The sequence below is a fragment of the Bariatricus sp. SGI.154 genome, assembly GCF_050313795.1.
In the GTDB taxonomy this organism is placed as follows: Bacteria; Bacillota; Clostridia; order Lachnospirales; family Lachnospiraceae; genus CAMBRQ01.
In genome coordinates, this window is record NZ_JBNPMC010000001.1 from 140,980 (window position 1) to 165,338 (window position 24,359).

Genomic DNA, 24,359 nt, shown 5'->3' on the forward strand with positions numbered 1-24,359 from the left:
AATAATCACAGACCAGTCACAGTGAAGAACAATCTCAAAACTGTGATTTATTCTTTCGAACCGAAAAAGTGCCTTGAAGAGATCATCTTCTCTCTTCAAAGCACTTTTTCAACTCAACATCTTTTACTATATAATTTACATTTCTAAGAATTTAAATATTTTCTTTATGTATTTTCGCATCGTCTCGTCATCACTCATATAGATCTCATGCTTCGCTCCCTTGACCAGAATGAGTCTTACATCCCTTATGTTACGCGCAAATTGTCTCTGTGCCTTGTTATCCACATAGTCATCCCTCTGTGCCTGGAACAACAGAATACTTGCACGAATCTTACGGCGATTTGTTCTTCTTCGCACATGCTTCGACAGTCGTATCGCCTCCCGAAGCCACCCATAGGAAGCCCCACTGGTCTGAAATAGCGATTCCTTCAGCCGCCGCTGATAATAATATTCATATCTTTCCCTGGACACGGCCGCACTGTCTGGGAAAGTCTCATCCTCTCGGAATGCATGGTGACCTGCCACATACGTCTTACCTTTTCCAAGCCATACCTGCACAACTGCAGCCACATATACTATAACAAACGGCATATTTCCTGTTTTCGGCTTTAACATAGGTGAACTTAAGATTGATTTATTGAACAATTCCGGGCGTTTCTCAAGGAGTACCGCACTTACCCCTCCTCCCATAGAATGTCCATAGAGATATAACGGAAGTCCAGGATTCTCCTTTCTTGCAATCTCATCCGCAAGGTATTCCAGATCTGCCACATAATGTTCATATCGACCAATATGTACCATAGACAGATCCTCGCCCTCTCTTACAGAACGTCCATGTCCCCGCATATCCATAATATATACCTGATATCCCCCTTGGAGGAAATAATAGATCATCTCTACATATTTCTGAGCAGATTCCGTAAAGCCGTGAGCAATCAGCATAACTCCTTTGGGTGACTCCCGGCAATACTTCTCATAGTAGATATCTCCCCTCCCGTCAGGGTCGAAATATCCGCATTCCTTATATTTATCAAGATACGGCATCACCACCCTATTCATTCTATCTTCATATCCCTCTGTTCGGATCAATTCCATCTCTATTCCTCCTGTCCGACCTCAATGTCGGAACAAATCTTTCCCATTGTCAGTTTCTTCATCTTTCATCCCTCCGTGTAATTCCCTGTAATAATAATTCCTTTGCAATCTCCACCTGCCGCACATTCGCCACCATATCATCAGAATTCACAATCCGTCCAAGAGAAGCTAATTTCTGCATTAGGCTTAAAAGCGTATGTGTTAAAGTAAAATATAATTCATCCATAGTATAAGGATTATATAAGGTTCCATCCCGAATCCCCTCTTCCATAGCATCCGTCACATATACCTTCAGATCCAGAATATTCCTTTCATATTCTTCCAAGCGCTTAGTACTGATTCCTTCTTTCTGCACATAGACATCGAACTCATGCAAGAATCGCAAGAATGCCGTCTCATCCCTGTACATTCTTACGAATATATCCAGAATACAATTCACCTTGCCTCTTCCATCCAGTTTCATGTATCTCTCGCTCTGGATCAGTGGCAGATACCGATTCGCCATCTCTTTCCAATACCAGATCGCACATTGGATCGTCAGTTCTGCTTTCGTCTCATAATAGCGGTATATGGTAGCCGGGCCTACTTTCGCCGCCTTTGCCACATCTTCTACTTTCGTGTCCTCAATTCCCTGCCGGCAGAATAACTCCAGTGATGTCTTAATGATGTGATATGCTTTTCGTTCTTTTATCCCCATTGTTTCCATATTGGTCTCTCCATCTTATTTCTTTATGAACCTGTTGACTGGTTACAGTGATAGATTTATCCTTTGTGATTATATTTTTCTGTCCAATTTATGATAGTAATACTATCATAAATATAAATATTGCACAATATTTTTCTTTTACTTCTTTTTCTATTTAATCATTTTTACTTGATTCATTTTTTTATAAATTTTCATTTTTCTTTTTCTCAATTCTCCTATATAATAGTAAAAGGAAATTTATAAGTATGTCGTATATTAGGAGGATACAAATGTCAAAAAGAACAGATATTCACAAAGTACTCATTATCGGCTCCGGACCAATCATCATTGGTCAGGCTTGCGAATTTGACTACTCTGGAACACAGGCCTGCAAGGCACTGCGTAATCTTGGTTATGAGATTGTACTGGTGAACTCCAACCCGGCGACCATCATGACTGATCCGGAGATGGCAGATGTAACCTACATCGAGCCACTGAATGTAGAGAGACTGGAACAGATTATTGCCAAGGAAAGACCAGATGCACTTCTGCCGAACCTTGGAGGTCAGTCAGGATTGAATCTGTGTGCCGAACTTGCGAAAGAAGGAATCCTTGACAAATATAATGTAAAAGTTATCGGAGTACAGGTAGATGCCATCGAACGCGGCGAGGACCGTATTGAGTTCAAGAAATCTATGAACGCACTTGGTATTGAGATGGCACGAAGTGAAGTTGCCTATAGTGTAGAAGAAGCACTTGCAATCGCTGACGATCTGGGATATCCGGTTGTCCTGCGTCCGGCTTACACCATGGGCGGTGCCGGCGGCGGACTTGTATATAATAAAGAAGAGTTAAAGACGGTATGTGCAAGAGGACTTCAGGCAAGTCTTGTAGGACAGGTTCTGGTCGAGGAATCCATTCTTGGCTGGGAAGAACTGGAACTGGAAGTTGTCCGTGATGCCGATAACAACATGATTACCGTATGCTTTATCGAGAATATTGATCCATTGGGTGTTCACACAGGGGATTCCTTCTGTTCCGCACCTATGCTTACCATATCAGAAGAATGCCAGAAGGAATTACAGAGACAGGCTTATAAGATTGTAGAGTCTGTAGAAGTAATCGGCGGAACCAACGTACAGTTCGCTCACGATCCTGTGACAGACCGTATCGTCGTTATCGAAATCAATCCAAGAACTTCCCGTTCTTCTGCACTTGCTTCCAAGGCTACTGGTTTCCCGATTGCCCTGGTATCCGCTATGCTGGCATCCGGATTGACGTTAAAGGATATCCCTTGCGGCAAATACGGCACTTTGGATAAATATGTTCCGGACGGAGATTATGTAGTAATCAAGTTCGCTCGCTGGGCATTCGAGAAATTCAAAGGCGTAGAGGATAAACTTGGAACCCAGATGCGTGCCGTAGGCGAAGTTATGAGTATCGGCAAGACTTACAAAGAAGCATTCCAGAAAGCCATCCGAAGCCTTGAGACAGGACGCTATGGACTTGGTTATGCGAAAGATTACAACAGCAAGACCAAAGAACAGTTGCTTCAGATGCTGATCACACCATCCAGTGACCGCCACTTCATTATGTATGAGGCGCTCCGCAAAGGTGCTACTGTTGAAGAGATCTTCGATCTTACCAAAGTTAAGACTTACTTTATCGAGCAGATGAAGGAATTGGTAGAGGAAGAAGAAGCACTCGCTGCCAATAAAGGATCTCTCCCATCAGATGAAATGCTCATCTCTGCTAAGAAGAACGGCTTCTCTGACAAATACTTAAGCCAGATTCTTAACGTACCAGAAGATGATATCCGCAACCGCCGTATTGAACTTGGCGCCACGGAAGCATGGGAAGGTGTTCACGTAAGCGGTACTCCTGACAGCGCTTATTATTACTCTACCTACAATGCAGAAGATAAGAATCCTGTAAATACAGACAAGCCGAAGATCATGATTCTTGGCGGCGGTCCAAACCGTATCGGACAAGGTATTGAATTTGACTACTGTTGTGTTCACGCATCACTTGCTCTTAAGAAACTTGGCTTTGAGACGATTATCGTAAACTGTAACCCTGAGACCGTTTCTACCGACTACGATACTTCTGACAAGCTGTATTTCGAGCCGCTGACTCTGGAAGATGTACTTAGCATATACAAGAAAGAACAGCCAGTCGGTGTGATCGCTCAGTTTGGCGGACAGACTCCTCTTAACCTGGCTTCTGAACTGGAGAAGAACGGTGTTAAGATTCTTGGAACATCACCTTCTGTCATTGATCTCGCAGAAGACCGTGACCTGTTCCGTGCAATGATGGATAAATTAGAGATTCCTATGCCGGAGTCCGGAATGGCTACTACCGTAGAAGAAGCACTTGCTATCGCAAAAGAAATCGGCTATCCGGTTATGGTGCGCCCATCTTACGTTCTTGGCGGACGCGGCATGGAAGTCGTATATGACGATGAAAGCATGGTAGGCTATATGAAGGCTGCCGTAGGCGTAACCCCGGATCGTCCGATCCTGATCGACCGCTTCCTGAATCACGCTTTAGAATGTGAAGCAGACGCAATCAGCGACGGAAACCATGCATTCGTTCCGGCAGTTATGGAACACATCGAGTTAGCCGGCGTACACTCCGGTGACTCCGCATGCATCATCCCATCTGTACACATTTCCGAAGAGAAAGTGAATACGATCAAGGAATACACAAGAAAGATTGCGGAAGAAATGCATGTCAAAGGATTGATGAACATGCAGTACGCAATCGAAAAGGGCAAAGTATACGTTCTGGAGGCGAACCCACGTGCATCCCGTACCGTACCTTTGGTATCTAAGGTATGCAACATCCGCATGGTGCCTCTGGCAACCGATATCATTACTTCCGAACTGACCGGACGTCCATCACCGGTTGCAGAATTAAAGGAACAGCACATTCCATATTATGGCGTGAAGGAAGCAGTCTTCCCATTCAATATGTTCCAGGAAGTAGACCCGGTATTAGGACCTGAGATGCGTTCTACAGGAGAAGTTCTGGGACTGTCTCCTTACTATGGAGAAGCATTCTACAAGGCCCAAGAAGCAACTCAGTCCAAACTGCCGCTTGGCGGAACTGTACTGATCTCTGTAAACCGCAAGGATAAAGAAGAAGTTGTGGAGATCGCACAGCATTTTGCAGATGATGGATTCAAGATCATTGCTACCGGCAATACTTATGAATTGATTCATGGGGCTGGTATTGAGGCGACAAGAGTGAATAAACTGTACGAAGGACGTCCGAATATCCTGGATATGATTACGAATGGACAGATTGATCTGATCGTGAACTCTCCGGTTGGCAAGGACAGCGTGCATGATGATAGTTATCTGCGTAAGGCTGCGATTAAGGCTAAGATTCCTTATATGACGACCATTGCTGCGGCCAGAGCTACGGCGAAGGGAATCCGATATGTGAAAGAGCATGGCAATGGGGAAGTGAAGTCGTTGCAGCAGTTGCATAGTGAGATAACGGATTTGTAGAAACATTGATTTTAAAAAGTTAGAAGTAAGGTGTACGGCAGAGAAGAGATGGATGGCGGTGCAGGACCGCCATCCATCTCCTCTCTGCCTGACAATCTTAGGTGGAACTTTTCATAATCAGTGGGAGATTCCATCGAGGATGCAAGAGGGAAGGAGTCTTTCCGGTAATGTATATGTAAATCGCTAAAGGAAACTATACACCTGAATCATCCACCTGATTCCTCCCAGAGAAGGTCCCTGTTCTCGGATGTGTCGGGTGCAAGCGTGAGTCATGGGTGGCTTGCGAAAGGCTCCGGTCGCCAGCCACCCATAACTCACACTTGCACCGTCCCCTTTCGATAACAAACTTTCCCTAAAGAAATCTACTCTTCAAATGCAATTACTGCCCCATTATACTTCTCATCAATGAATTCCTTAATCTCATCGGATTTCAGAACCTTCACCAATGCCTGAATTCCTTCATTATCTTCATTTCCCTCTTTTACAGCAATAATATTCACATATGTCTTCGCTGCCTCAGAATCAGACTTCTCATAAGCAATCGCGTCAGACTTCACAGAATATCCAGCCTCCAGTGCATAGTTACCATTCAACACTACAAAAGCAACCTCGTCTACTACTCTGGATACCTGCGCTGCCTCTAACTCTTCAATCTTGATATCCTTTGGATTCTCTTCGATATCATTTACAGTTGCGTTCAGTCCGGCGCCATCCTTCAATGTAATCACGCCATTGTCCTGCAGAAGGAGAAGCGCTCTCGCTTCGTTAGTTGTATCATTCGGTACTGCAATTGTATCTCCGCTTTCCAACTCGTCAAGGCTTTTCTTTGTTCCCGGATAGATACCAAATGGCTCATAGTGGATCTTTCCTGCATCTACCAGATGTGTTCCTTTCTCTTCATTAAAACTATCAAGATATGGTACATGCTGGAAATAATTTGCATCGAATTCGCCGCTTTCTACCACTTCATTTGGCTGAACATAGTCGTTAAATACGGTAACTTCCAGATCATATCCTTCTTTTTCCAATAGACCTTTGGCTTCCTCCAGAATCTCTGCATGAGGTGTCGCGGATGCCGCTACTGTAATTACCTTTGAGTCAGATCCGGAATCTATACCTGATTCTGCCTTAGAATCCTCTCCCTTGTCCTTGGAGCCGCATCCTGCCAATACTCCGATTGCTAATACACCTGCCAAAAATACTGTCAACACTCTTTTCTTCATAATACATTTCCTCCTATTTTTGTTATTATTTTCTTTTATCTAGATGAACAGACAATTTCATGCCAATTGTCTGGAATATTTGGACTAATACAATCAGTAATACTACCGTAACTATCATGATTCCGGCTTCATAACGGTAATACCCATAACGGATCGCGATATCTCCAAGCCCGCCTCCACCGACGGTTCCTGCCATCGCTGAGTATCCAAGAATCGTACCAAGAGCAATGGTCACACCTACGATCAGAGAAGTTCTGGCTTCTACCAGAAGCACCTTGACCACAATTGTAAATGTGGATGCGCCCATAGATCTTGCGGCTTCAATCACCCCGGCATCCACTTCTCTAAGCGATGACTCCACCATGCGGGCGATAAACGGAATTGCTGCCACCACAAGGGGAATGATGGTTGCCGTAGATCCATAACTCTTGCCCACGATCGCCCGGGTAAATGGAATCAGTACGATAAGCAGAATCAAGAACGGAACACTTCGCACGATATTTGCAATTACATCCAACAGTTTATACAGGAATGTGTTCGGCTTGATGCCATCCTTATCACTTATGGCAAGCAGAATTCCCATTGGAAGCCCGAATACATAACCGAACAACGTCGATGCCAGCGTCATATACATTGTCTCACCAATTCCTATAATCAGCATCTCGATTACTTCACTACTAAACATCTCCTGTCACCTCCTCAATCTCCAGTCCTCTTTCCAATATGTAATCTTCAATCTCTTTTTGAATCTTCTTATCTGCAGGCAATCCCAGGATCATCTCTCCCTTAGCGATTCCACCCACATTCTTCGTGTCAGCCTTTAAGATATTCACCGCAGTTCCCATCTTAAGGACCATATTCGCAATCACCGGCTCGAATGCAGAATTTTCCGAGAATACAATTCGGATTTTCTTATCTTCCATCAACTGATCTTTTAATGCGGACTCATTTGAGACTCTCTCTCCATCAATATCACGAAGGATTAACTCTCTTGCTTCTTTCGTCTTCGGATGGCTGAAAATGTCTTCTACTGATCCATGCTCTCTAATCTGTCCTTGTGACATAATCGCCACTTGATTGCAGATCTTACGGATTACGGACATCTGATGCGTAATAATCACAATCGTAATTCCAAACTGTCTGTTAATATCTCCAAGCAGATCCAGGATCGCTGCAGTCGTCTGTGGATCTAAGGCGCTGGTCGCCTCGTCACACAGCAGGATTCTCGGATCAGATGCCAGCGCTCTTGCAATAGCAACTCTTTGTTTCTGACCACCTGACAGTTGTGCCGGATATGCCAATTCCTTTTCCTCTAGACCTACAATCTCCAGAAGTTCCTTGGCTCTCTTGCGCGCCTCTTTTTTCTTAACTCCCTGGATCAATAGTGGGAAACACACATTGTCCACTACATTCTTCTGCATCAGCAGATTAAAATGCTGGAAGATCATTGCAATGTCTTTCCTCTGCTTCAACAATTCCTTCTCTTTCATGCCTCCAAGTTCCTTGCCTTCGATCCACACTTCTCCGACCGTCGGCTTCTCCAGGTAGTTCAAACATCGTACCAGCGTACTCTTGCCTGCTCCGGACATTCCGATGATTCCATAGATATCACCTTGTTCAATCTCAAGATTGATATCTTGCAGGGCATCAACTTTTACATCCTTTGAAGTAAATGATTTTGAAAGATGTCTTACTTCAATCTGTGCCATATTCCTTCCCCTTTCTCTGCATTGCACTTTACTTATTTTGAATTCAATATTCTATCTGAGATTCCGACATATCGGGTATATTTTTGTATAATAGAACTTTCCTTCATGCCCTCAGACTCTGCCACCAATCGTTCTCTTCCGATAAAAGCCAACAAAAAAAGAACAAGTACACGTCGTACCTGTTCCTCATACTCTATCTTACACGATTCAAAAATAGTATATGTTAAAATCAGATAATTCGACGCATACGCAAATAAGCCATGTTCATCATGCACATCATGCACATGTTTACACAGCCTACCATCATCATCATATTCTGATTCGTATTCTGATGATTAAACGTCTTCATATCTGATCTCCTTTCTTGCCGTAATCTCTAAATATGTTCTGTATCTTAAACTAATTCGCAGAAGTTGTCAAGACTTTTTCTCCAATATGACCAAAATAATCTAATTTCACTTGCCCCAGAGCGGCATCTGCAATATTCACACAGCTGCCTCCCATACGGTCAATATTCCGCAGAATCTCATTAAACGGTACGGTAAGGCTTGCCTCGCATTTACCCTTTCCGACGCGGTTCATATGCGCTTTCTTCATGCTGATATCCAAAGCCATGACCTTCTCTTTCTTCTTAAGGATCTTCTTCGCATTCTCAAGATCGCCAGTCATCATTACCTGTAGGGCTTCTGCGTACATATTTTCAATGATATTCAGGCTCTTCTCCAGATCTTTCATGGCATCTTTGGAATATTTATATTTCTTCTCAATCTTATCTTGTATAGAATTCGACACCTCTGCACACAATGCTCCGATACGGTCAATATCGCCCAGAACATACATCATCCCTGCCGTCTGCGTTGCCTGTTCCTCTGTAAGCACTCCGGCAGCGAACAGATCCGTCAGATAATCCGTTATCTTTCCATCCAGGCTTCGGACAAACTCCGCTTCTTTCAGAATCTCACGAATTACTTCCCGGTCTTCCTTCTTAACTGCCTTCACAAGGTTCTGAAGCATCTCATCTACAATTCTGCTGCACCGGATTACTTCTCCTGCAACAAGCTGCAGGGCTGCCGCAGGCTGACTGATTAATTTCTCATCCAGATAGAATGCATCTGCAGGGTTCGTTGCTGCCTGCTTACCTTCCGGGATAATGCGCATGACACTCTTCACCATGAGCCAGATCATCGGAATCCACAAAAGCGTCATCACAACATTGAAGGTTGTATGAGCGTTGGCAATCTGTCTGGAGATCACCTCTACCTCCGGTCCCTTCGGCGATATCCACTGGATGAAACGGGCAAATGGATTCACGAACCAGATGAAAAGCAGACATCCTGATATGTTAAAGGTACAGTGTGCAACTGCCGTACGTTTTGCATCCTTCGATTGTCCGACACTCGCCAGCAGAGCTGTAATCGTCGTACCGATATTATCACCAAGCAGAATCGGGATCGCTCCTGTAAGTCCCAGAATGCTGGTTACTCCATCAGGTCCTGGCTGCGTGGCAAAGTTTTGGAGCACCGCAATCGTCGCACTACTGCTCTGTACCACTAGCGTCATCAGTGTACCGACAGCAACTCCCAGTATCGGAATGTCCGCCACTTTTGCAATCATATCCGTGAATACCGGGCTGGATGCCAAAGGCTCCATCACATTTCCCATAGTCTCAATTCCCAAGAACAACAAACCAAACGCAAAGATTGTCTGCCCGATGTTCTTAGCCTTCTGGGATTTCGAAATAAACGAGATAATAAAGCCCACGAAAATAATCGCATATATGTAGTCACTCAGTTTAAACGCAATAATCTGCGCTGTCATCGTAGTACCAATATTCGCTCCCAGTATGATGGATATTGCCTGCGGAAGATTCATAAGCCCCGCGCTTACGAATCCAATCGTCATTACAGTTGTCGCACTGCTGCTCTGCAGCACGGCAGTTGTCAACGCACCCGCTAACACTCCCATAATGGGATTCTTCGTTAGCAGCGCAAGAATACTCTTCATCCTCTCTCCGGCTGCTTTCTGAAGACATTCACTCATCATATTCATCCCAAAGATGAACACAGCCAGACCACCTAATAATCCAAATGCTATCTCTAATGTACCGTTCATATCCCTCTCCTCAATTATTATAAGTATCGCACCTTTGGCCACAGACACGGCAGTCGCCTGCAGCCATGGTATTAATGTAGCGTATTTATGTAAATTCAACGGTACTCTCATTGTAAAATCTATGTAAAATGTGAAGTTTGTATCTGGTTTTTGGAAAGTATATGTAAAGTGGGAAGTTTGTTCGTGAAGAATAGGTCTTAAGATGTACGGCAGAGAGGGACAGTATGGCAGTTCATATCCGACTCCAATCGCCTACAATTCGTAGGTTCAAAAGAGGTCTGGAATCAGGAATCGAATGTAATCGTCGGAGAAAATCTGAAAGATTTTTCCGACTCAGACATTCTTGAATTCTGTGCTTGTGGCACAGAATTATCCTGATTTCAGACCTCTTTTTTACCAACGGATTGTACGGCTCTTCTACGGACATGAACTGCCATACTGCCCCTCTCTGCCTGACATTCTTATGTGTGACTCTTCATGAACTGTGAGGATTCCTGACTGGGGGGGGTGCGTGGGGCACGGTGTTGGCTAAATAACAGATTGGAAATGGAACGGATGTGAGGGAGAACTGGGCGAGTGATCGCTTTATATATTGGAATTGTGTTGACTGGAATGTATATGTATTATGAAGTAAACAGGAGTTTTGTGATTAAGACATAAATTAGTGCAGGGAATATGCTTTACATATAATTTTTCATCATTGCATACCGTAGAACAATCCTTTTTGAGCAAAGTATGCAAGCATGCATAGCCTGAACCCAAATTACATACTGCTCTCTTTACCCACCCACTCTGTTATCTTCCATAAAGTGCTTCTCCACGTACACACTCTGTTATCTATCCAAAACGTTCCACACGCATCTCCGCCGGAATCCCCCACTAGAGAAAATCCCGAGTACACGGGGATGTCAGGTGCAAGGGCAGGGAAGTTGTGGGCTGTGGCCGTATCATAAGCCCTAGACCTCGTTGCAGAAAAAGATACCGTCAGTTCGTGCGAAACCAGGACCACAAGTCCTGGTTTCGAGGGCATCTGAGTCGTAAGGCCATCAAGGGCTTACAGCGAATATGCCCGGTTAGAACGGACGGTATCTTTTTCTGTTACGAGGTCTTAGCGAAATGATCCGATTGCAGCCCACGACTTCCCTGCCCTTGCACCGTACACTTCCTACACTCACTTTTCTCCCTAAATTCCCATTGACAAATCCCCCCACCCCTTTTATACTGTAAATTGTAAATACAACTGGGGAGCTTATCGCATAGGCTGAGAGGAAGTTGACAACTTCGACCCACATACCTGATTTGGATAATGCCAACGTAGGAAACGTATACTCAACGAATATAGACATGAGAATGCGGGAGATGCTTTGGCGTCTCTCTTTTTTTCTAATCAGGATTTACATTGAACAAATACATATAGAGATGTTGAGAGTGAGCGCGAGTTCATGAAGGGGTGCACCACCACGGGTGTATTACTTTGTGAACTCTTTTTTGTTGGAATTATGCATATACACCTACAGAATTTGCCACCGTCAATTCCCTTCGAATGCTTTGGCTACTCATCTGCATCTCTAAAAAAGGAGGTGCACAATGATTACTGTAAACGGACAGGATGTAATACTTAATCAGCCCATTACCGTAGCTGAATATCTTAGGCAGCACCAATACCAGATCAATCGTATCGCAGTTGAGATGAACGGTGCTATCCTTCCCAAATCCCAGTATACATCCGTTATTCTAAAGGATGGAGACAAACTGGAAGTAGTAAGTTTCGTAGGAGGCGGCTAGATTACAGTATATAAGACACAACGACCCCGACTATATAATAGCAGATTGGAGGCAACTTAATTGAATTCTTTTACCAAAGAACAGATCTACAATGCTTTAAATGAACGTCACTCTCCCGAGACACAAGCACTTCTCTCTCAGGGAAATGTTGCCGTTGCAGGACTGGGCGGCCTTGGTTCCAATATCGCATACGCGCTCGCCCGGATTGGAGTCGGACATCTGCATCTGATTGATTTTGATGTGGTAGATCTTACAAACCTCAACCGCCAGCAATACTTTATGGAACACGTCGGCATGTACAAAACAGATGCACTAAAATCCCTGCTTCTTAAGATCAATCCTTACCTGGACATCCGAACAGACTGCATCCAGGTAACGCAAGACAACCTTCAGGAATTATTCCAGAATGATGCTATCATCTGCGAAGCCTTCGATCATCCGGAAGCAAAAGCAATACTTGTAAATGGCATATTGGAACATTTCCCCGATAAGCGGTTGGTGGCTGCTTCCGGGATGGCTGGATACGAGAGCAGCAATTCCATACATACCCGACGTATCACTCGCAATTTCTATCTCTGTGGTGACGAGACAACAGAATCCACCTACGGAAGAGGGCTTATGGCACCACGGGTTGCCATCTGCGCTTCCCATCAAGCAAATATGATTACACGGCTGATTCTTGGAGAAGAAGAACCTTGATTGCCAGGTTGTAACTTATAACTTATAACAAAAAGAAAGAAGGACATATTATGAGCCAAATGCAAAAACAAACTCAAAAACAAATTCAAAAAGAGGGTCAGAATAAAGACACATTTATTCTTGGCGGACATGAATTCACATCCCGCTTCATCCTCGGTTCCGGCAAATTCTCTCTGGATCTTGTAAAAGCCTGTATCGAGAAAGCCGAAGCCCAGATTATTACCCTGGCGCTCCGCCGTGCCAACGAAGGCGGACTTGCCAACATCTTAGATTATATCCCGGATAACGTTACACTGCTTCCTAATACCTCCGGCGCACGCAATGCCGAAGAAGCAGTCCGTATCGCCAGGCTTTCCCGTGAAGTTGGCTGCGGTAATTTTGTGAAGATAGAAGTTATCCACGATTCCAAATACTTACTGCCGGATAACTACGAAACCATAAAGGCAACTGAGATCCTTGCCAAAGAAGGATTCGTTGTCATGCCTTACATGTACCCGGACTTGAACGCCGCCAGAGATCTGGCGAACGCCGGCGCCGCATGTGTGATGCCTCTTGGTTCTCCTATCGGCTCTAATAAGGGACTTTGCACCAAAGACTTCATTCAGATCCTAATTGATGAGATTGATCTTCCAATCATCGTAGATGCCGGAATCGGACGTCCGTCACAGGCATGTGAGGCAATGGAAATGGGTGCATCAGCAGTTATGGCTAATACTGCGATTGCTACCGCTGGAGATATACCTGCAATGGCAGAAGCATTTAAGAAAGCAATCGAGGCTGGACGAAGCGCATATCTGTCTGGGCTCGGAAGAACGATTGAGAAGGGCGCAAGCGCCTCCTCTCCACTGACAGGATTTTTACAGGATTAAGGAGTGACCGCATATGGAACATACACATACGAAAAATGCACACATCAATGAAAGCATCCTCAGCAAGGAAATATTAGAAGACCAAAAGAAAAACCGCATTGACCATATGACCTATCTTCCAGGCATGGAGGTACTGGAATCCGATATTATGGACCAGGTAATTCATGCTATGGAATCCTATGATTATACCCAATATACAGAAGCAGACGTCCACCGCGCTTTAGCACACGAAAGCCGCACTCCGGAAGATTTCAAAGCGCTTCTATCCCCTGCTGCTCTTCCACTTTTGGAAGAGATTGCACAGACTGCACGCCAGGAGACACGAAAGCATTTCGGCAACAGCATCTATATGTTCACGCCAATCTACATTGCCAATTACTGCGAGAACTACTGTATCTATTGCGGCTTCAATTGCCATAACAAGATTAGCCGTGCCCAACTGAATCCAGAGGAGATTGAAAAAGAGATGGCTGCAATCTCCAAGACCGGGCTTCAAGAAATTCTGATTCTTACCGGAGAGAGCCGTAAGAAATCCGATGTAAAATACATAGGAGAAGCCTGCAAAATCGCCCGCAAATTCTTCAAAGTAATCGGCTTGGAGGTCTATCCGATGAACTCAGATGAATACGCTTATCTCCATGAATGTGGTGCCGACTATGTGACTGTATTCCAGGAGACCTATAATTCTGATAAATACGAAACACTTCATCTTGCCGGACATAAGCGCATCTTCCCATACCGGCTGAATGCACAGGAACGTGCTCTAAAAGGTGGTATGCGCGGAGTCGGATTCGCCGCCCTGCTGGGGCTGGATGATTTCCGCAAAGATGCATTCGCCACGGGATACCACGCTTATCTTCTACAGCGGAAATATCCCCATGCCGAAATTGCCTTCTCCTGTCCGAGACTTCGTCCAATTATTAATAATGACCGGATTAATCCGATGGATGTACACGAACCTCAGTTATTGCAGGTTGTCTGTGCTTACCGCTTGTTCATGCCATTTGCCAGCATCACCATCTCTACCCGGGAATGTGCTCGAGTACGCGATAATTTGGTTAATATCGCTGCCACCAAAATATCCGCCGGTGTCAGCACTGGAATCGGTGGTCACGTCGACGATATTGAAGAGAAAGGAGATGACCAGTTCGAGATCTCCGATGGGCGCTCTGTAGACGAAGTTTATAACGCTTTGCTGGAACATGATCTTCAGCCGGTCATGAATGATTATGTATATGTCTAACACTAAGGCGAAATACAATACCAAAGAAACATCCACTTACGATCATATAATCGCTGTCAGCAACCGCCATCTCTGCTCCCGCCCACTGCCGGAGCAGATAGCGCGGGTATGCAGTCTGCACCCTAGAGCAGTTATTCTTCGGGAAAAGGATCTCACAGAAAAAAACTATACACTCCTTGCACGCCAGATAACAGACATCTGCAAGGAATATCAGGTGCCATGCATCCTGCATACTTATGTAGAAACCGCAATACAACTGGAATGCGATGCCATCCATCTCCCGCTTCCTCTGCTTAAGGATTATAAGAATACAAAAGCAGATCAACTTTATACATTCTCCGCAATCGGCACCTCTGTGCATTCTGTTGAAGATGCACTAGAGGCACAGGAACTTGGTGCTACCTATCTCACAGCGGGTCATATCTATGCTACAGATTGCAAAAAAGGACTGCCACCACGAGGAACTGAATTCCTCCGTCAGGTATGCCAGAGAGTGAATATCCCCGTTTACGCCATAGGCGGAATTAAGATCAGTGAGAAACAGATTGCAGAAGTTAGAGAATGTGGCGCCGAAGGTGGATGTATCATGTCCGGAATGATGAACTTATAAGAACCTGTCTGTTTACAGTTTAAAGAGAATCTTATACACAGTTCCTGCCTAGAAAGCAGACCTCATGCAGCACTCTAGACTTTGTCAATCAAATCACCATTAGCTGGATTATCGAGCAGCCTGCCGCTTCCATCGAATCTCGAGCCATGGCATGGACAATCCCATGAGTGCTCATCCTTATTCCATTTTAAGGCACAGCCAAGATGAGGACATCTCTTCTCAGTAAAAGTCAAAAGATTGGCTATTGCTGTGCCTCCATTTATAAACAACTGCGGCTTTATCATGCTTCTTGATGGGTTAAAAACTGTTGTATATGGATTCTCTTTTTCTAATATCAGATCACCTAGAATCATTGCTGCCACCATAGATGAAGTCATCCCCCATTTATTGAATCCGGTTGCCACATGGTATCGTGGCATGTTCCTGGAATACTGACCAATATAAGGAATCCCATCCAAAGTCATACAATCCTGCGTTGCCCAGTAATATTTTTCCTCTCTATTCGGATAATAGAGCCTCGCAAAATTCCTTAATTCATTCCAATTACCGCCCTCTTTTCCAGTCTTATGGCTACCGCCACCTATCAGCAGAAAATTCTTATAATTCCGAAAGGACATGCCTCCTACTGCCTCATCAATATACATCCCCTCCACCTGTGGCGCATTCTCCAATGCCATTACATATGATCGATGCTGATACATTTTCAAGAAATACATACCATGCTTATTATCAATTGGAAAATGAGTTGCAAATATCAATTTTTTGAAAGTAATACTTCCTTTATCAGTTATTGCCGTATCTTCCTTTAATTCTTGCACAAATGTATTCTCATATATATTCAAATCGGATGCTATACGGGATATGAATTTCAATGGATTGAATTGCGCCTGTTTCTCGAAGCCAATTGCTCCAGCTGTATGCATAGGCAATTTATTCGCCTCTTCTATATTCGTCTGTAAGCCAATCCTTTCTAATGCCCTTGCTTCGTCTTCCAGTTTTTTTCTGTCATCTACTGAGTAGACATACGCTGTTTTTCTTTCAAAATCACACTGTATAGTCTTACATAGTTCCGCATAGTTCTGTAATGCTTTTTGATTCGCCTCCAGATACAACTTTGCTTTCTCAAGTCCTATGCTTTTTAGCAACTTATCATATATCAATCCATGCTGTGCGGTAATCTTAGCCGTCGTATTCTTTGTAATTCCTGAACATATCGTCTTTCTTTCCGCAAGAATGTAATCAACTCCACTTTTCTCCAGAAAATATGCGCACAGAATACCAGCCATGCCTCCGCCGATAATTAACACATCCGTCTGCGCATCACCCTCTAATGCTTGAAAATGGGGAAGTTCAACACTTTTCGTCCAAATAGAATCCATATATACCTCCTTCAGACTTCCATCTGAAAATATATCTTCTCCTATTTTCTCGCAGGCATTGGGAAATTATGCATCTTTCCAGCCATCTCTTAATATTCTTTTTCCAGTTCATCTACACCGTACATCCTCTTGAATTCCTCCAGATCCTTTGCATTCCGAATCAGCATGATATCCTGGAATTTTCCAGTATGGATATCTTTGAATCCTGCAACCTGTTCACCTGTACAAATGCTGCACCGGATGACCGGCTTCTGATTCTCTTTGTCATACTCTTTTCTAATTGTCTCCTTTTTCTTAAATGGATGTAGCATCTTTCTCCTTCCTCCAAAGAACTCTTCTCTAAAATAACTCATAAAGTGCATTCCGGTATCACTCGCTTACTATGCTCACCGCTATCCATTATTATGCAGTTCGTTCCAACGCCTCTCCATAAAACGACAGAACTCGGTCATCTTTCTTGACCTTTGAAATCGTACACTCACAGCGTGTCGCTCTTCTCGTCCCGTCTGTCGGAGAATCCGCATCTACAATCAATGACTCCATCGGTATTCCCAACAGCCTCGCCAGAGCATAAAAGTTATCCAGAGAAGGTAAGTTCTTCCCTCTAAACCAGTCATACACCGATTGCGTTGACGCGAAATTCATATATTCCCGGATATCTCTTGCACCAATCCCCGCCTCTTCACAGGCTTCCTTTATCTTCTGTCCCGTCTGCTCTACACTGATTATCGGATACTGCATTCTCTCATCACCTATCCCTACTGTTAATTGTTCGTAATTACTTTTGTTCCTCCGTAATTTCTCCACATAATCCAATCAATTACATATTCTAATATATAATAGAATATCAAAAACTCCCGTCATATGCATCCAGTTACAAACTGGTTGACAGAAAAAGAACTTATACAGATATACACTCCTGTTCCAATTTTATCTCATGTTCTTCCATATATTGCAGAACATCTATGAATTCGCAGGATGTTTCCTTCTTCTTTTCTATAAGTTGTTTTAATCTCTTCTTATCATTCACTGTTAACTTCTTTACATATTTCTCATATATTTCCAGTTCATGAATTCCCATATGATAAGGTTGAAAATCAATTCCTGTCTTTTCCCGGAGATCATCCAATATCTCGAATCCTCCCACATCAATATCTCCAAAATGCAAGTATTCTGCTTGTGGCATCTGTACATAAATCATCTTTAACAGTTCTCTTCTCAACGAGTTATGATATCCACCAAGATATATAATAAGACTGTCTGCTTCTGACCAACGGAAAAACGTCGTCAGATTCTCAATGGTAATCACTCGTTTGATATCTGCCTTATTATCGATTCTTACAAATCTCATATCCTCCCCGGACAATCCGATTCCCTGCTGCATCATTCCCAGATCAATCCGATTCTCCTGAATCGCACCTTTCTTTCCAAAATTCAACAACATCCTGTCATCTTCCCCAGCAACTGTCAGATTCTCTTCTTCCCTCTCAAGATATAAGATGCCTTCCCCTTTCAGATACACATAATTCGGCGTATGATAGATAGAATACTCCGCTAATATAGCATGAGTATCCATCTCCTCATATCCGCTGCCAAACCGCCGCATAACCTTCCCGACAATCCCCAGCATATCCTCGAACACTTTCGAATCTCCAAAATGCCGAATAGAAAATTCCCGAACATAACACTCCTCTTCATTCTCTTCGATTGACGCAACCGTTTGAATCAGACGCCTCGTCTTTTCACACTCTGATAATTCTATATATTCTTTCACAGACTTATTCTCTTCCAACCGTCTGATAAGGTATCGAATCAACGCTGCAACAACCGGAGATCGATACTGTTCTCCTAACCGCTTCAACATACGTAAATTTTTTCTTACATTCTCTGACTTTGGCATCCTCTGCAAATGCTGATATACGGAATCTACGCAATTCGTATTCAAGAGTACTTTCTGCACAATATGATTTTCTTTTCCCCGTTTCCAGACAATCGACAGATATCCTCTTTCCTCCAATTCCTTAATACAAGTATGAATTTCCTCATATTCCATGGAACTTTCGTTGAAATATTCCGGGATATTTCTCTTCGTAAATAGAAATGCAATATGCACTGTAACTTTATTCTTACCTTCTGATAAGAGACTGTTCTCATAAGTATCCAGAAGCGCATTCAAAATTCTCTTTTCATACTGTGCCATTATCATACTCCTCTGCAAAATACATTATCCTATACTGAGCCGTTATAATACTCCTCCACATAACTTACCTTCTCATCTGTCATGACAAGCAGCGTCTCCTCCATCGCAGGACCAATATACTGAATCTTATCCGGCGGTGCTGCAATGATAATCTGAAGCGGGAGTCGACGCAGGAACTCCAGTACTCCTCCGATCCTCTCATCATCCATGTTGTTAAATGCCTCATCAAACATCACAAGCCCTGCCGCTTCTCCACCGATATTATTGCTGTACAACTGCACAAAAGAAGCCGCCACCGTCACATAGAACGGTGTTTGTGTCTCTCCGCCACTCTTTTCCTCACAAACTTTCGAATAATAAGAGTATGTTCCGTCATTATGAATAATCTTAATATCATAATCCATATACGTTCGATAATCTGTGAATTCATCCAGTACTTTGGCATTATTATCGTTATTAATTGCCAGCCTGTCGAACAATTCATCAATGACTTCTTTATGCGTCTCATGAAAAATGCCGCTGAAAATAGATTCACCTTGTACTACGTTAAAGTCATCCATAATCATCTCATAATAATTGCGGTAATGCTTATTCGGCATATACAGGAATTCATATTTTTCCGAACTGAATGCAATATCTTTCAGAGCCTTATTCAACTCTTTGAACTCACTTTGCGCCTGCTTCATATTCTCCTGAAGTTTCGCCAGGAACTGCTCACGGAACTCTTCTTCTGCTGCCATTCTTGCAGACTGAACCTTCTCCTCATAATCCAGAAGTTCAGAAGTCTTCAACCGATCATACACTGCTGCGAACTCCGGGAACCCCTCCAGACTGGCTGCCGCTCCAAAGCCATGCTCTGTCTTATACTCAACCATCCGGTCGATCATATCGCCTTCCGCTTTCTTCCGTGTCGTATCATTGGCTTTTCGCCTCCTGTCGTAATTCTCCCGGAATTGTGTGTAAGACTTCTGCGTGGTCTGCTTATCGTATTCTTTCTTCCATGCCGGGAAATCATCTCCTGCCCTTTCTACAATCTCTGCAACCCGCACCTGGTGCTCCATCTGATCGGCTGTGGAGGATTCTACCTGCATCTTCTTTGATTCAATCATTTCCTCGATTCTGCCGATATTCCTGTTTTCTTTGGAAATCTGCTCCTCCAGCTCCTTACGGATCTTTTCAAGAGCATCCAGTTGAATCTGCTTCTGAATCAAAGATGAATTCCTCTCCAGTGTCTTAATATTATCCCTGCATATCTTAAGCGCACTCTTTACATGGGATATCTTGGTTAGTATGTCCAAGCGGTACTTAATATCCACATCCTCTGCGGTTGAAAGAGGAGCAAGAATATTCTCCATATTTCTCAAACGGCTTTCTTCCGCCTGTATCTGTTCGTCTAAAACTGCTTTCTGCTCCTTTGCCTGAGCCAGTTGTACTTTAAATGCATTTTTCCCGATAAACGGAACCTTGAAAATCTCCGGTTTGATTGCACTTGCCACTCGGTTCTGATATTTCATGCATTCTTTCGTGATAGATGTGGGATACTTTTTCAGGTCTTCATACCGGTCACACATCTGTACTTTGCCGAGCAGCATATTGATAAAACGTTTGGCATAGCGATTCTTTGAAATGACTACAGATGCCAGAGTGCCTGCCGGAGTTGTATCATAGGCTTCCATGTTTTGCGTATTAATCAGTCCTACACCATACGCTTTTCCATTCCGTCTAAGCTTATCATAGATTCCAAGGGCAATATCAAAACTCTCCGGCTCTACCAGGATATAGAAACGCTGTGTATTCAGATAGCCTTCCACTGCGTTTCTCCAGTTTTCATCCGAGATTTCTAACACCTCGCACAAGACAAATGCTTCTGTCTTTCTGCCAATTCTGGCGAATTCTTCGCGGATCGCATCCGTCAGTCTGCTTACCGCATCAGGATAGGAAAGTTTCTTCCGTTCCAGTCTCGCAATCCTCTGCTCCAATTCCTTTCTCTCATGCTGTTTTTCATTTAAGTGAATCTGTACCTCTGCCATCTTGCGCTGAATCTTGCCGTACATCTCGCCCTTATACTTGATTGCCCTTTCAATGACCTGTTTGGCATGTGCCACATCCTGAATCTCTTCTATATGTTCAAAAAGTTCCTGATACTCCCGAATACATCCGTCCACATCTTTCACTTCTAGAAGTTTATATACCTTATCAAGAGCCTTTCGCACACTTGCCTTCAGTTCCCTCTTTTCTGTCAGAAGTTCCTTCTCTTCCTCCTCCAGTTTTTCAAGTTCCTTCTTCTGCTCTTCTAATGCCAGGAAATCTTTGTTCTGCTTAAGTTCTACCCGAAGAGATGTCTCCATCTCCTGCTTCTTCTCCTTTTCACTGATGACAGACTTCAGATTCTCCTGTGCCGTTTTCAGACGATATTCTTCCGTATGAATCTGAGTATGCAACAACTGAATCTTCTCTTTGACCAGATCCAATTCTGCCTGGGATAGGAAGAATTCATACATATTATCCTTGCGAATACAATCCTGCACCTCATTGTAGAACTTCTCAATCTGTTCCAGTTTCGCCATACGTTTCCTGACCACATCTAAGGTACGCTCCAGATCCTGGTAACTGCGGACATTCTCACGCAATACGTCTATATTTACCTCTTTTTCATCCAATACATAGGAATATACAAAGTCTTTGATATCATCAATCGGCTTGAAAGCCAGTGCTTTCGGAATCAGGTTAAAGAATTTATCCTCGATTCTTCCAAGGCGCGACTTGACCATCTTCTTTGCTTCGATCTGGGTCTTACACCACTGTCGGATTTTCTTATTCGCCGCCCGGAATTCTGCAATAGATCTCGGAGTCTTACCTTTAAAGAACATATCTTCCGTAAGCCTTACGTTGTCCATCAAATACCTTCCGGTCGTCTCCTGCCCTTCCGAAGCAGAATCCACAACCGCTCCGATGATAAAATACCGATCCTTGCTCTCCTCATAGAATTCCAGTGCAATATGTGCGCTGAGTTCCCCGGTACGCTCGTAAGGCTGATTCTCTTTTCCTGTCTTACAGCGTATATATCCTGTCAGTTTTCGTTTTCCATTCTCATGCGCCGCCTTATTGAATGAATTGGCAGAACAAGTGATAACAAACTGGATTGCATCCAGAAGCGTAGACTTTCCGGCTCCATTTTCTCCGGAGATCAAAGTTGAATCGCCAAAATCAATCGTGCAGTTAGTGAACCTGTGCCAGTTAATCAGTTTCATTCTCGTAAGTTTCTTCATCTGCACGTTTCCCCTTTCTATAAAGTTCCAGTCTCTCGTACGCCTGTTTAATATCTTCCACTCTTACCGCCATCAGAATCGAATCATAGATTAATACCCTTGATTCTTCATTTGCCAAATCTCGATCCAATAGTTCTACCAATTGAAATCTACGGAACAGATGGAGTGTATTGCGCATCGTCGTCTTATCAATCATCTTGTCCCGAATCTGCAGGCTTAAGAACTTGTCCTGAATATCTCCCAGATTGACGATCACTTCATCACTCACTGATAATTCTCTCTTCTTCTCATCAAAAAGAATCCGAAGGATCAGTAAGATAATCGATTCAAACAACTTCAGATTCAGCCGGTTATAATTCTGTGCGTTGGTTAACTGTATCACGCCATATTCTTCATTGATCTCCAGACGATATCCCAGCACCTCCAGGTATTCCCGGAACCTCTCCCGGTATTTAAGTACAAAATAATAATCCGACTTATTGGTCACATTACCTTTACATAAAAAGCAGTTCGCAAGCAGACGGTTACATATTCTCTTGAATTCATCCTTATCCTTTTGAAGCATTCCCTCCAATAATTCCACCACTATTTCCTCCGAATCTTAAAATCTTTAAACCGAAATCCATTGACCTCTTTTTCTTCCTGGACTTCTACTTGATATCGCATGTTCTTGCGCTGTCCGTATAGGCGCACATATATAATCTTCACGAAATCTTCCACTTCTGCAAGAGGAAGTTCCGTGGCAAGCATCTCTGTTCTGTCACCTAACTGCTCATCCACATATCTGCCAACCCTCTCCGGGCTTAGAACTCTTCGCATCTTTTCCATCATTTTCTTTAATTTTTCCTGACGCGCCATCAGATCCGGCTCGCGCTCATCCAGTTTCTGCGGTATGAATTCCTTTCTACCCTCCGTCGGAGAATAGAAGGAATTGCTGTCAAGAAAACTACAACTATAAATGCGAACCAAGTGTTCCAGGAATTCCACCTCATAGATGCCGCCAAGATCCATCTGTTCTTGATTCATAACTTCATTGATACCCAGAAGGATCTCTTTTAACTGTCCTCTGACATCCTCATTTCCTGAGAGCAGGAACTTAGCTCTGTTAATCGCGGCCCGCTGATACTGCGTATTCTTCTGATTGATCTCATTCAAGATCTCATCCATGTTGCGAAACGCCTCGATAATCTCATGCAAATAGCGATAGACCAACTCCGTTGCATCTTCTACGGATATCTCATTCAAAGTCGCAATCTCTGCTGCCGCTTTGCCTATATACGACTTGCTTCTGCTCCTGCCCTCCAGACGCTCAATAATCTCCGGCCGGAATTTGGACACATTGTCGGAGGTCAGCAGACGGTGATACGCCTTGTCCACAATATTCGTAATATAATCATTAAACAAGGCATCCATAATCTCTGCCACTGTACTGTGCTTTGTCAGTTCATCAATGTAATGCTTAATATTCGAATTCAGATTCTTAAGTCCGGTGATTAAGTAATCTGTATTCTCCAGTATCTGAAGAAGTACCACACCCGGATTGTCCGTATTTGCCCGAACCAGACTATAAATGGTATAGATATAACCCTGGTATTCAATCTGTTTCCCTTCAGCAATCTCAAGCATGGTTTTCATAAGACGGACTGCATATTCTTTAAAGTTCACTCTCTGTACGTAACTTTTATCTGTCTCTATCTCAATCCACCCATAGTACTCAAGTCTCCTTAAGATGCCATTTGCCTTGCCCCGGCTGTCAGCCTGAGCAAATTCTTCTTCTACCACCTCTGCTGCTGAGGACTGTTCAAAATAATACTGTAGTTCGTCCACCAACACTTCTCTCTCCACACCAAAAGAAAGCTGATGTTCCATAACAGAAAACAGCTTACAGATACATTCCCAATATACAATTTTATTCGGTGATGCCAGAGGGGTGAAAAAATTCTCTGGAATGATATGAAACATACGC

The 24,359-nt window shown here is 43.5% G+C and carries 20 protein-coding genes and 1 riboswitch; of the genes, 6 read left to right on the plus strand and 14 right to left on the minus strand.

Annotated features, from left to right (window positions below):
* Positions 1–135 precede the first annotated feature (135 nt).
* Positions 136–1,095, minus strand: a complete 960-nt coding sequence (locus tag ACQRBN_RS00725; RefSeq protein ID WP_427737011.1) for an alpha/beta fold hydrolase — start codon at positions 1,093–1,095, stop codon at positions 136–138.
* A 58-nt stretch (positions 1,096–1,153) separates the two neighbouring features.
* Entirely contained in the window at positions 1,154–1,801 is a 648-nt protein-coding gene (locus ACQRBN_RS00730) for a TetR/AcrR family transcriptional regulator (RefSeq protein ID WP_427737012.1), read from the minus strand.
* A 269-nt stretch (positions 1,802–2,070) separates the two neighbouring features.
* On the opposite strand from ACQRBN_RS00730, the gene carB reads away from it, so the two are divergent.
* Entirely contained in the window at positions 2,071–5,295 is a 3,225-nt protein-coding gene (gene carB, locus ACQRBN_RS00735) for a carbamoyl-phosphate synthase large subunit (protein WP_427737013.1), read from the plus strand.
* A gap of 183 nt (positions 5,296–5,478) precedes the next feature.
* On the opposite strand, the gene ACQRBN_RS00740 is transcribed toward carB, so the two are convergent.
* The 5 genes from ACQRBN_RS00740 to ACQRBN_RS00760 form a co-directional block, all read right to left on the minus strand.
* Entirely contained in the window at positions 5,479–5,613 is a 135-nt protein-coding gene (locus ACQRBN_RS00740; RefSeq protein WP_427737014.1) for a hypothetical protein, read from the minus strand.
* A 44-nt stretch (positions 5,614–5,657) separates the two neighbouring features.
* Positions 5,658–6,518, minus strand: a complete 861-nt coding sequence (locus ACQRBN_RS00745; protein ID WP_427737016.1) for a MetQ/NlpA family ABC transporter substrate-binding protein — start codon at positions 6,516–6,518, stop codon at positions 5,658–5,660.
* Between the two features lie 25 nt (positions 6,519–6,543).
* Positions 6,544–7,203, minus strand: coding sequence for a methionine ABC transporter permease (locus ACQRBN_RS00750; protein ID WP_427737017.1), 660 nt, complete (start codon positions 7,201–7,203; stop codon positions 6,544–6,546).
* Positions 7,196–8,227: a methionine ABC transporter ATP-binding protein gene (locus ACQRBN_RS00755; RefSeq protein ID WP_427737018.1), complete on the minus strand. Its 1,032-nt coding sequence runs from the start codon at positions 8,225–8,227 to the stop codon at positions 7,196–7,198. The genes ACQRBN_RS00750 and ACQRBN_RS00755 overlap by 8 nt, the downstream gene beginning before the upstream one ends.
* 399 nt (positions 8,228–8,626) lie before the next feature.
* On the minus strand, positions 8,627–10,339 hold the full coding sequence (locus ACQRBN_RS00760) for a Na/Pi cotransporter family protein (RefSeq protein ID WP_427737019.1): 1,713 nt from the start codon (positions 10,337–10,339) through the stop codon (positions 8,627–8,629).
* Positions 10,340–11,570: 1,231 nt separating this feature from the next.
* Positions 11,571–11,678, plus strand: a riboswitch (TPP riboswitch).
* A gap of 248 nt (positions 11,679–11,926) precedes the next feature.
* Here ACQRBN_RS00760 and thiS point away from each other — a divergent pair.
* The 5 genes from thiS to ACQRBN_RS00785 are packed head-to-tail and all read left to right on the plus strand — an operon-like array spanning position 11,927 to position 15,545.
* Positions 11,927–12,124 (plus strand): sulfur carrier protein ThiS, encoded by a 198-nt coding sequence (gene thiS, locus ACQRBN_RS00765; RefSeq protein WP_427737020.1) that lies wholly within the window; start codon positions 11,927–11,929, stop codon positions 12,122–12,124.
* 60 nt (positions 12,125–12,184) lie between these two features.
* A complete protein-coding gene (thiF, locus tag ACQRBN_RS00770) occupies positions 12,185–12,823 on the plus strand; it encodes a sulfur carrier protein ThiS adenylyltransferase ThiF (RefSeq protein WP_427737021.1) in 639 nt (212 codons plus the stop codon).
* 59 nt (positions 12,824–12,882) lie between these two features.
* Positions 12,883–13,692, plus strand: coding sequence for a thiazole synthase (locus ACQRBN_RS00775; RefSeq protein ID WP_427737238.1), 810 nt, complete (start codon positions 12,883–12,885; stop codon positions 13,690–13,692).
* Positions 13,693–13,705: 13 nt separating this feature from the next.
* Positions 13,706–14,935, plus strand: coding sequence for a 2-iminoacetate synthase ThiH (gene thiH, locus ACQRBN_RS00780; protein WP_427737022.1), 1,230 nt, complete (start codon positions 13,706–13,708; stop codon positions 14,933–14,935).
* The gene (locus ACQRBN_RS00785; RefSeq protein ID WP_427737023.1) at positions 14,928–15,545 is read left to right on the plus strand and encodes a thiamine phosphate synthase; all 618 of its coding nucleotides are present in this window, start codon (positions 14,928–14,930) and stop codon (positions 15,543–15,545) included. The genes thiH and ACQRBN_RS00785 overlap by 8 nt, the downstream gene beginning before the upstream one ends.
* A gap of 74 nt (positions 15,546–15,619) precedes the next feature.
* On the opposite strand, the gene ACQRBN_RS00790 is transcribed toward ACQRBN_RS00785, so the two are convergent.
* The 7 genes from ACQRBN_RS00790 to ACQRBN_RS00820 all read right to left on the minus strand — a co-directional run bounded on the left by ACQRBN_RS00790 (position 15,620) and on the right by ACQRBN_RS00820 (position 24,355).
* Positions 15,620–16,924, minus strand: a complete 1,305-nt coding sequence (locus tag ACQRBN_RS00790; RefSeq protein ID WP_427737024.1) for an FAD-dependent oxidoreductase — start codon at positions 16,922–16,924, stop codon at positions 15,620–15,622.
* An 89-nt stretch (positions 16,925–17,013) separates the two neighbouring features.
* Positions 17,014–17,235, minus strand: a complete 222-nt coding sequence (locus ACQRBN_RS00795) for an aspartate dehydrogenase (RefSeq protein ID WP_427737025.1) — start codon at positions 17,233–17,235, stop codon at positions 17,014–17,016.
* Between the two features lie 91 nt (positions 17,236–17,326).
* Positions 17,327–17,665 carry a helix-turn-helix domain-containing protein gene (locus tag ACQRBN_RS00800; protein WP_427737026.1) on the minus strand — a complete coding sequence of 113 codons (339 nt, stop codon included), beginning with the start codon at positions 17,663–17,665 and terminating at the stop codon, positions 17,327–17,329.
* 160 nt (positions 17,666–17,825) lie between these two features.
* Positions 17,826–19,124, minus strand: coding sequence for a Wadjet anti-phage system protein JetD domain-containing protein (locus ACQRBN_RS00805; RefSeq protein ID WP_427737027.1), 1,299 nt, complete (start codon positions 19,122–19,124; stop codon positions 17,826–17,828).
* A gap of 29 nt (positions 19,125–19,153) precedes the next feature.
* Complete coding sequence (locus ACQRBN_RS00810; protein ID WP_427737028.1) at positions 19,154–22,393, minus strand: ATP-binding protein; 3,240 nt, start codon at positions 22,391–22,393, stop codon at positions 19,154–19,156.
* A complete protein-coding gene (locus tag ACQRBN_RS00815) occupies positions 22,362–22,976 on the minus strand; it encodes a DUF4194 domain-containing protein (protein WP_427737030.1) in 615 nt (204 codons plus the stop codon). Before ACQRBN_RS00815 ends, ACQRBN_RS00810 begins: the two co-directional genes overlap by 32 nt.
* Positions 22,977–22,978: 2 nt before the next feature.
* A complete protein-coding gene (locus tag ACQRBN_RS00820; protein WP_427737031.1) occupies positions 22,979–24,355 on the minus strand; it encodes a Wadjet anti-phage system protein JetA family protein in 1,377 nt (458 codons plus the stop codon).
* Positions 24,356–24,359: the final 4 nt, after the last annotated feature.

Excerpts from the sequence above, each read along its gene's own strand:
- ACQRBN_RS00725 (WP_427737011.1), bottom strand. The coding sequence starts at position 1,095 with ATGGAATTGATCCGAACAGAGGGATATGAAGATAGAATGAATAGGGTG.
- ACQRBN_RS00750 (WP_427737017.1), bottom strand. The coding sequence starts at position 7,203 with ATGTTTAGTAGTGAAGTAATCGAGATGCTGATTATAGGAATTGGTGAG.
- ACQRBN_RS00790 (WP_427737024.1), bottom strand. The coding sequence starts at position 16,924 with ATGGATTCTATTTGGACGAAAAGTGTTGAACTTCCCCATTTTCAAGCA.
- ACQRBN_RS00775 (WP_427737238.1), top strand. The coding sequence starts at position 12,883 with ATGCAAAAACAAACTCAAAAACAAATTCAAAAAGAGGGTCAGAATAAA.
- ACQRBN_RS00805 (WP_427737027.1), bottom strand. The coding sequence starts at position 19,124 with ATGGCACAGTATGAAAAGAGAATTTTGAATGCGCTTCTGGATACTTAT.
- ACQRBN_RS00730 (WP_427737012.1), bottom strand. The coding sequence starts at position 1,801 with ATGGAAACAATGGGGATAAAAGAACGAAAAGCATATCACATCATTAAG.
- ACQRBN_RS00795 (WP_427737025.1), bottom strand. The coding sequence starts at position 17,235 with ATGCTACATCCATTTAAGAAAAAGGAGACAATTAGAAAAGAGTATGAC.
- ACQRBN_RS00745 (WP_427737016.1), bottom strand. The coding sequence starts at position 6,518 with ATGAAGAAAAGAGTGTTGACAGTATTTTTGGCAGGTGTATTAGCAATC.
- ACQRBN_RS00800 (WP_427737026.1), bottom strand. The coding sequence starts at position 17,665 with ATGCAGTATCCGATAATCAGTGTAGAGCAGACGGGACAGAAGATAAAG.
- carB (WP_427737013.1), top strand. The coding sequence starts at position 2,071 with ATGTCAAAAAGAACAGATATTCACAAAGTACTCATTATCGGCTCCGGA.
- ACQRBN_RS00755 (WP_427737018.1), bottom strand. The coding sequence starts at position 8,227 with ATGGCACAGATTGAAGTAAGACATCTTTCAAAATCATTTACTTCAAAG.
- ACQRBN_RS00785 (WP_427737023.1), top strand. The coding sequence starts at position 14,928 with ATGTCTAACACTAAGGCGAAATACAATACCAAAGAAACATCCACTTAC.
- ACQRBN_RS00760 (WP_427737019.1), bottom strand. The coding sequence starts at position 10,339 with ATGAACGGTACATTAGAGATAGCATTTGGATTATTAGGTGGTCTGGCT.
- thiS (WP_427737020.1), top strand. The coding sequence starts at position 11,927 with ATGATTACTGTAAACGGACAGGATGTAATACTTAATCAGCCCATTACC.
- thiH (WP_427737022.1), top strand. The coding sequence starts at position 13,706 with ATGGAACATACACATACGAAAAATGCACACATCAATGAAAGCATCCTC.
- ACQRBN_RS00820 (WP_427737031.1), bottom strand. The coding sequence starts at position 24,355 with ATGTTTCATATCATTCCAGAGAATTTTTTCACCCCTCTGGCATCACCG.
- ACQRBN_RS00810 (WP_427737028.1), bottom strand. The coding sequence starts at position 22,393 with ATGAAGAAACTTACGAGAATGAAACTGATTAACTGGCACAGGTTCACT.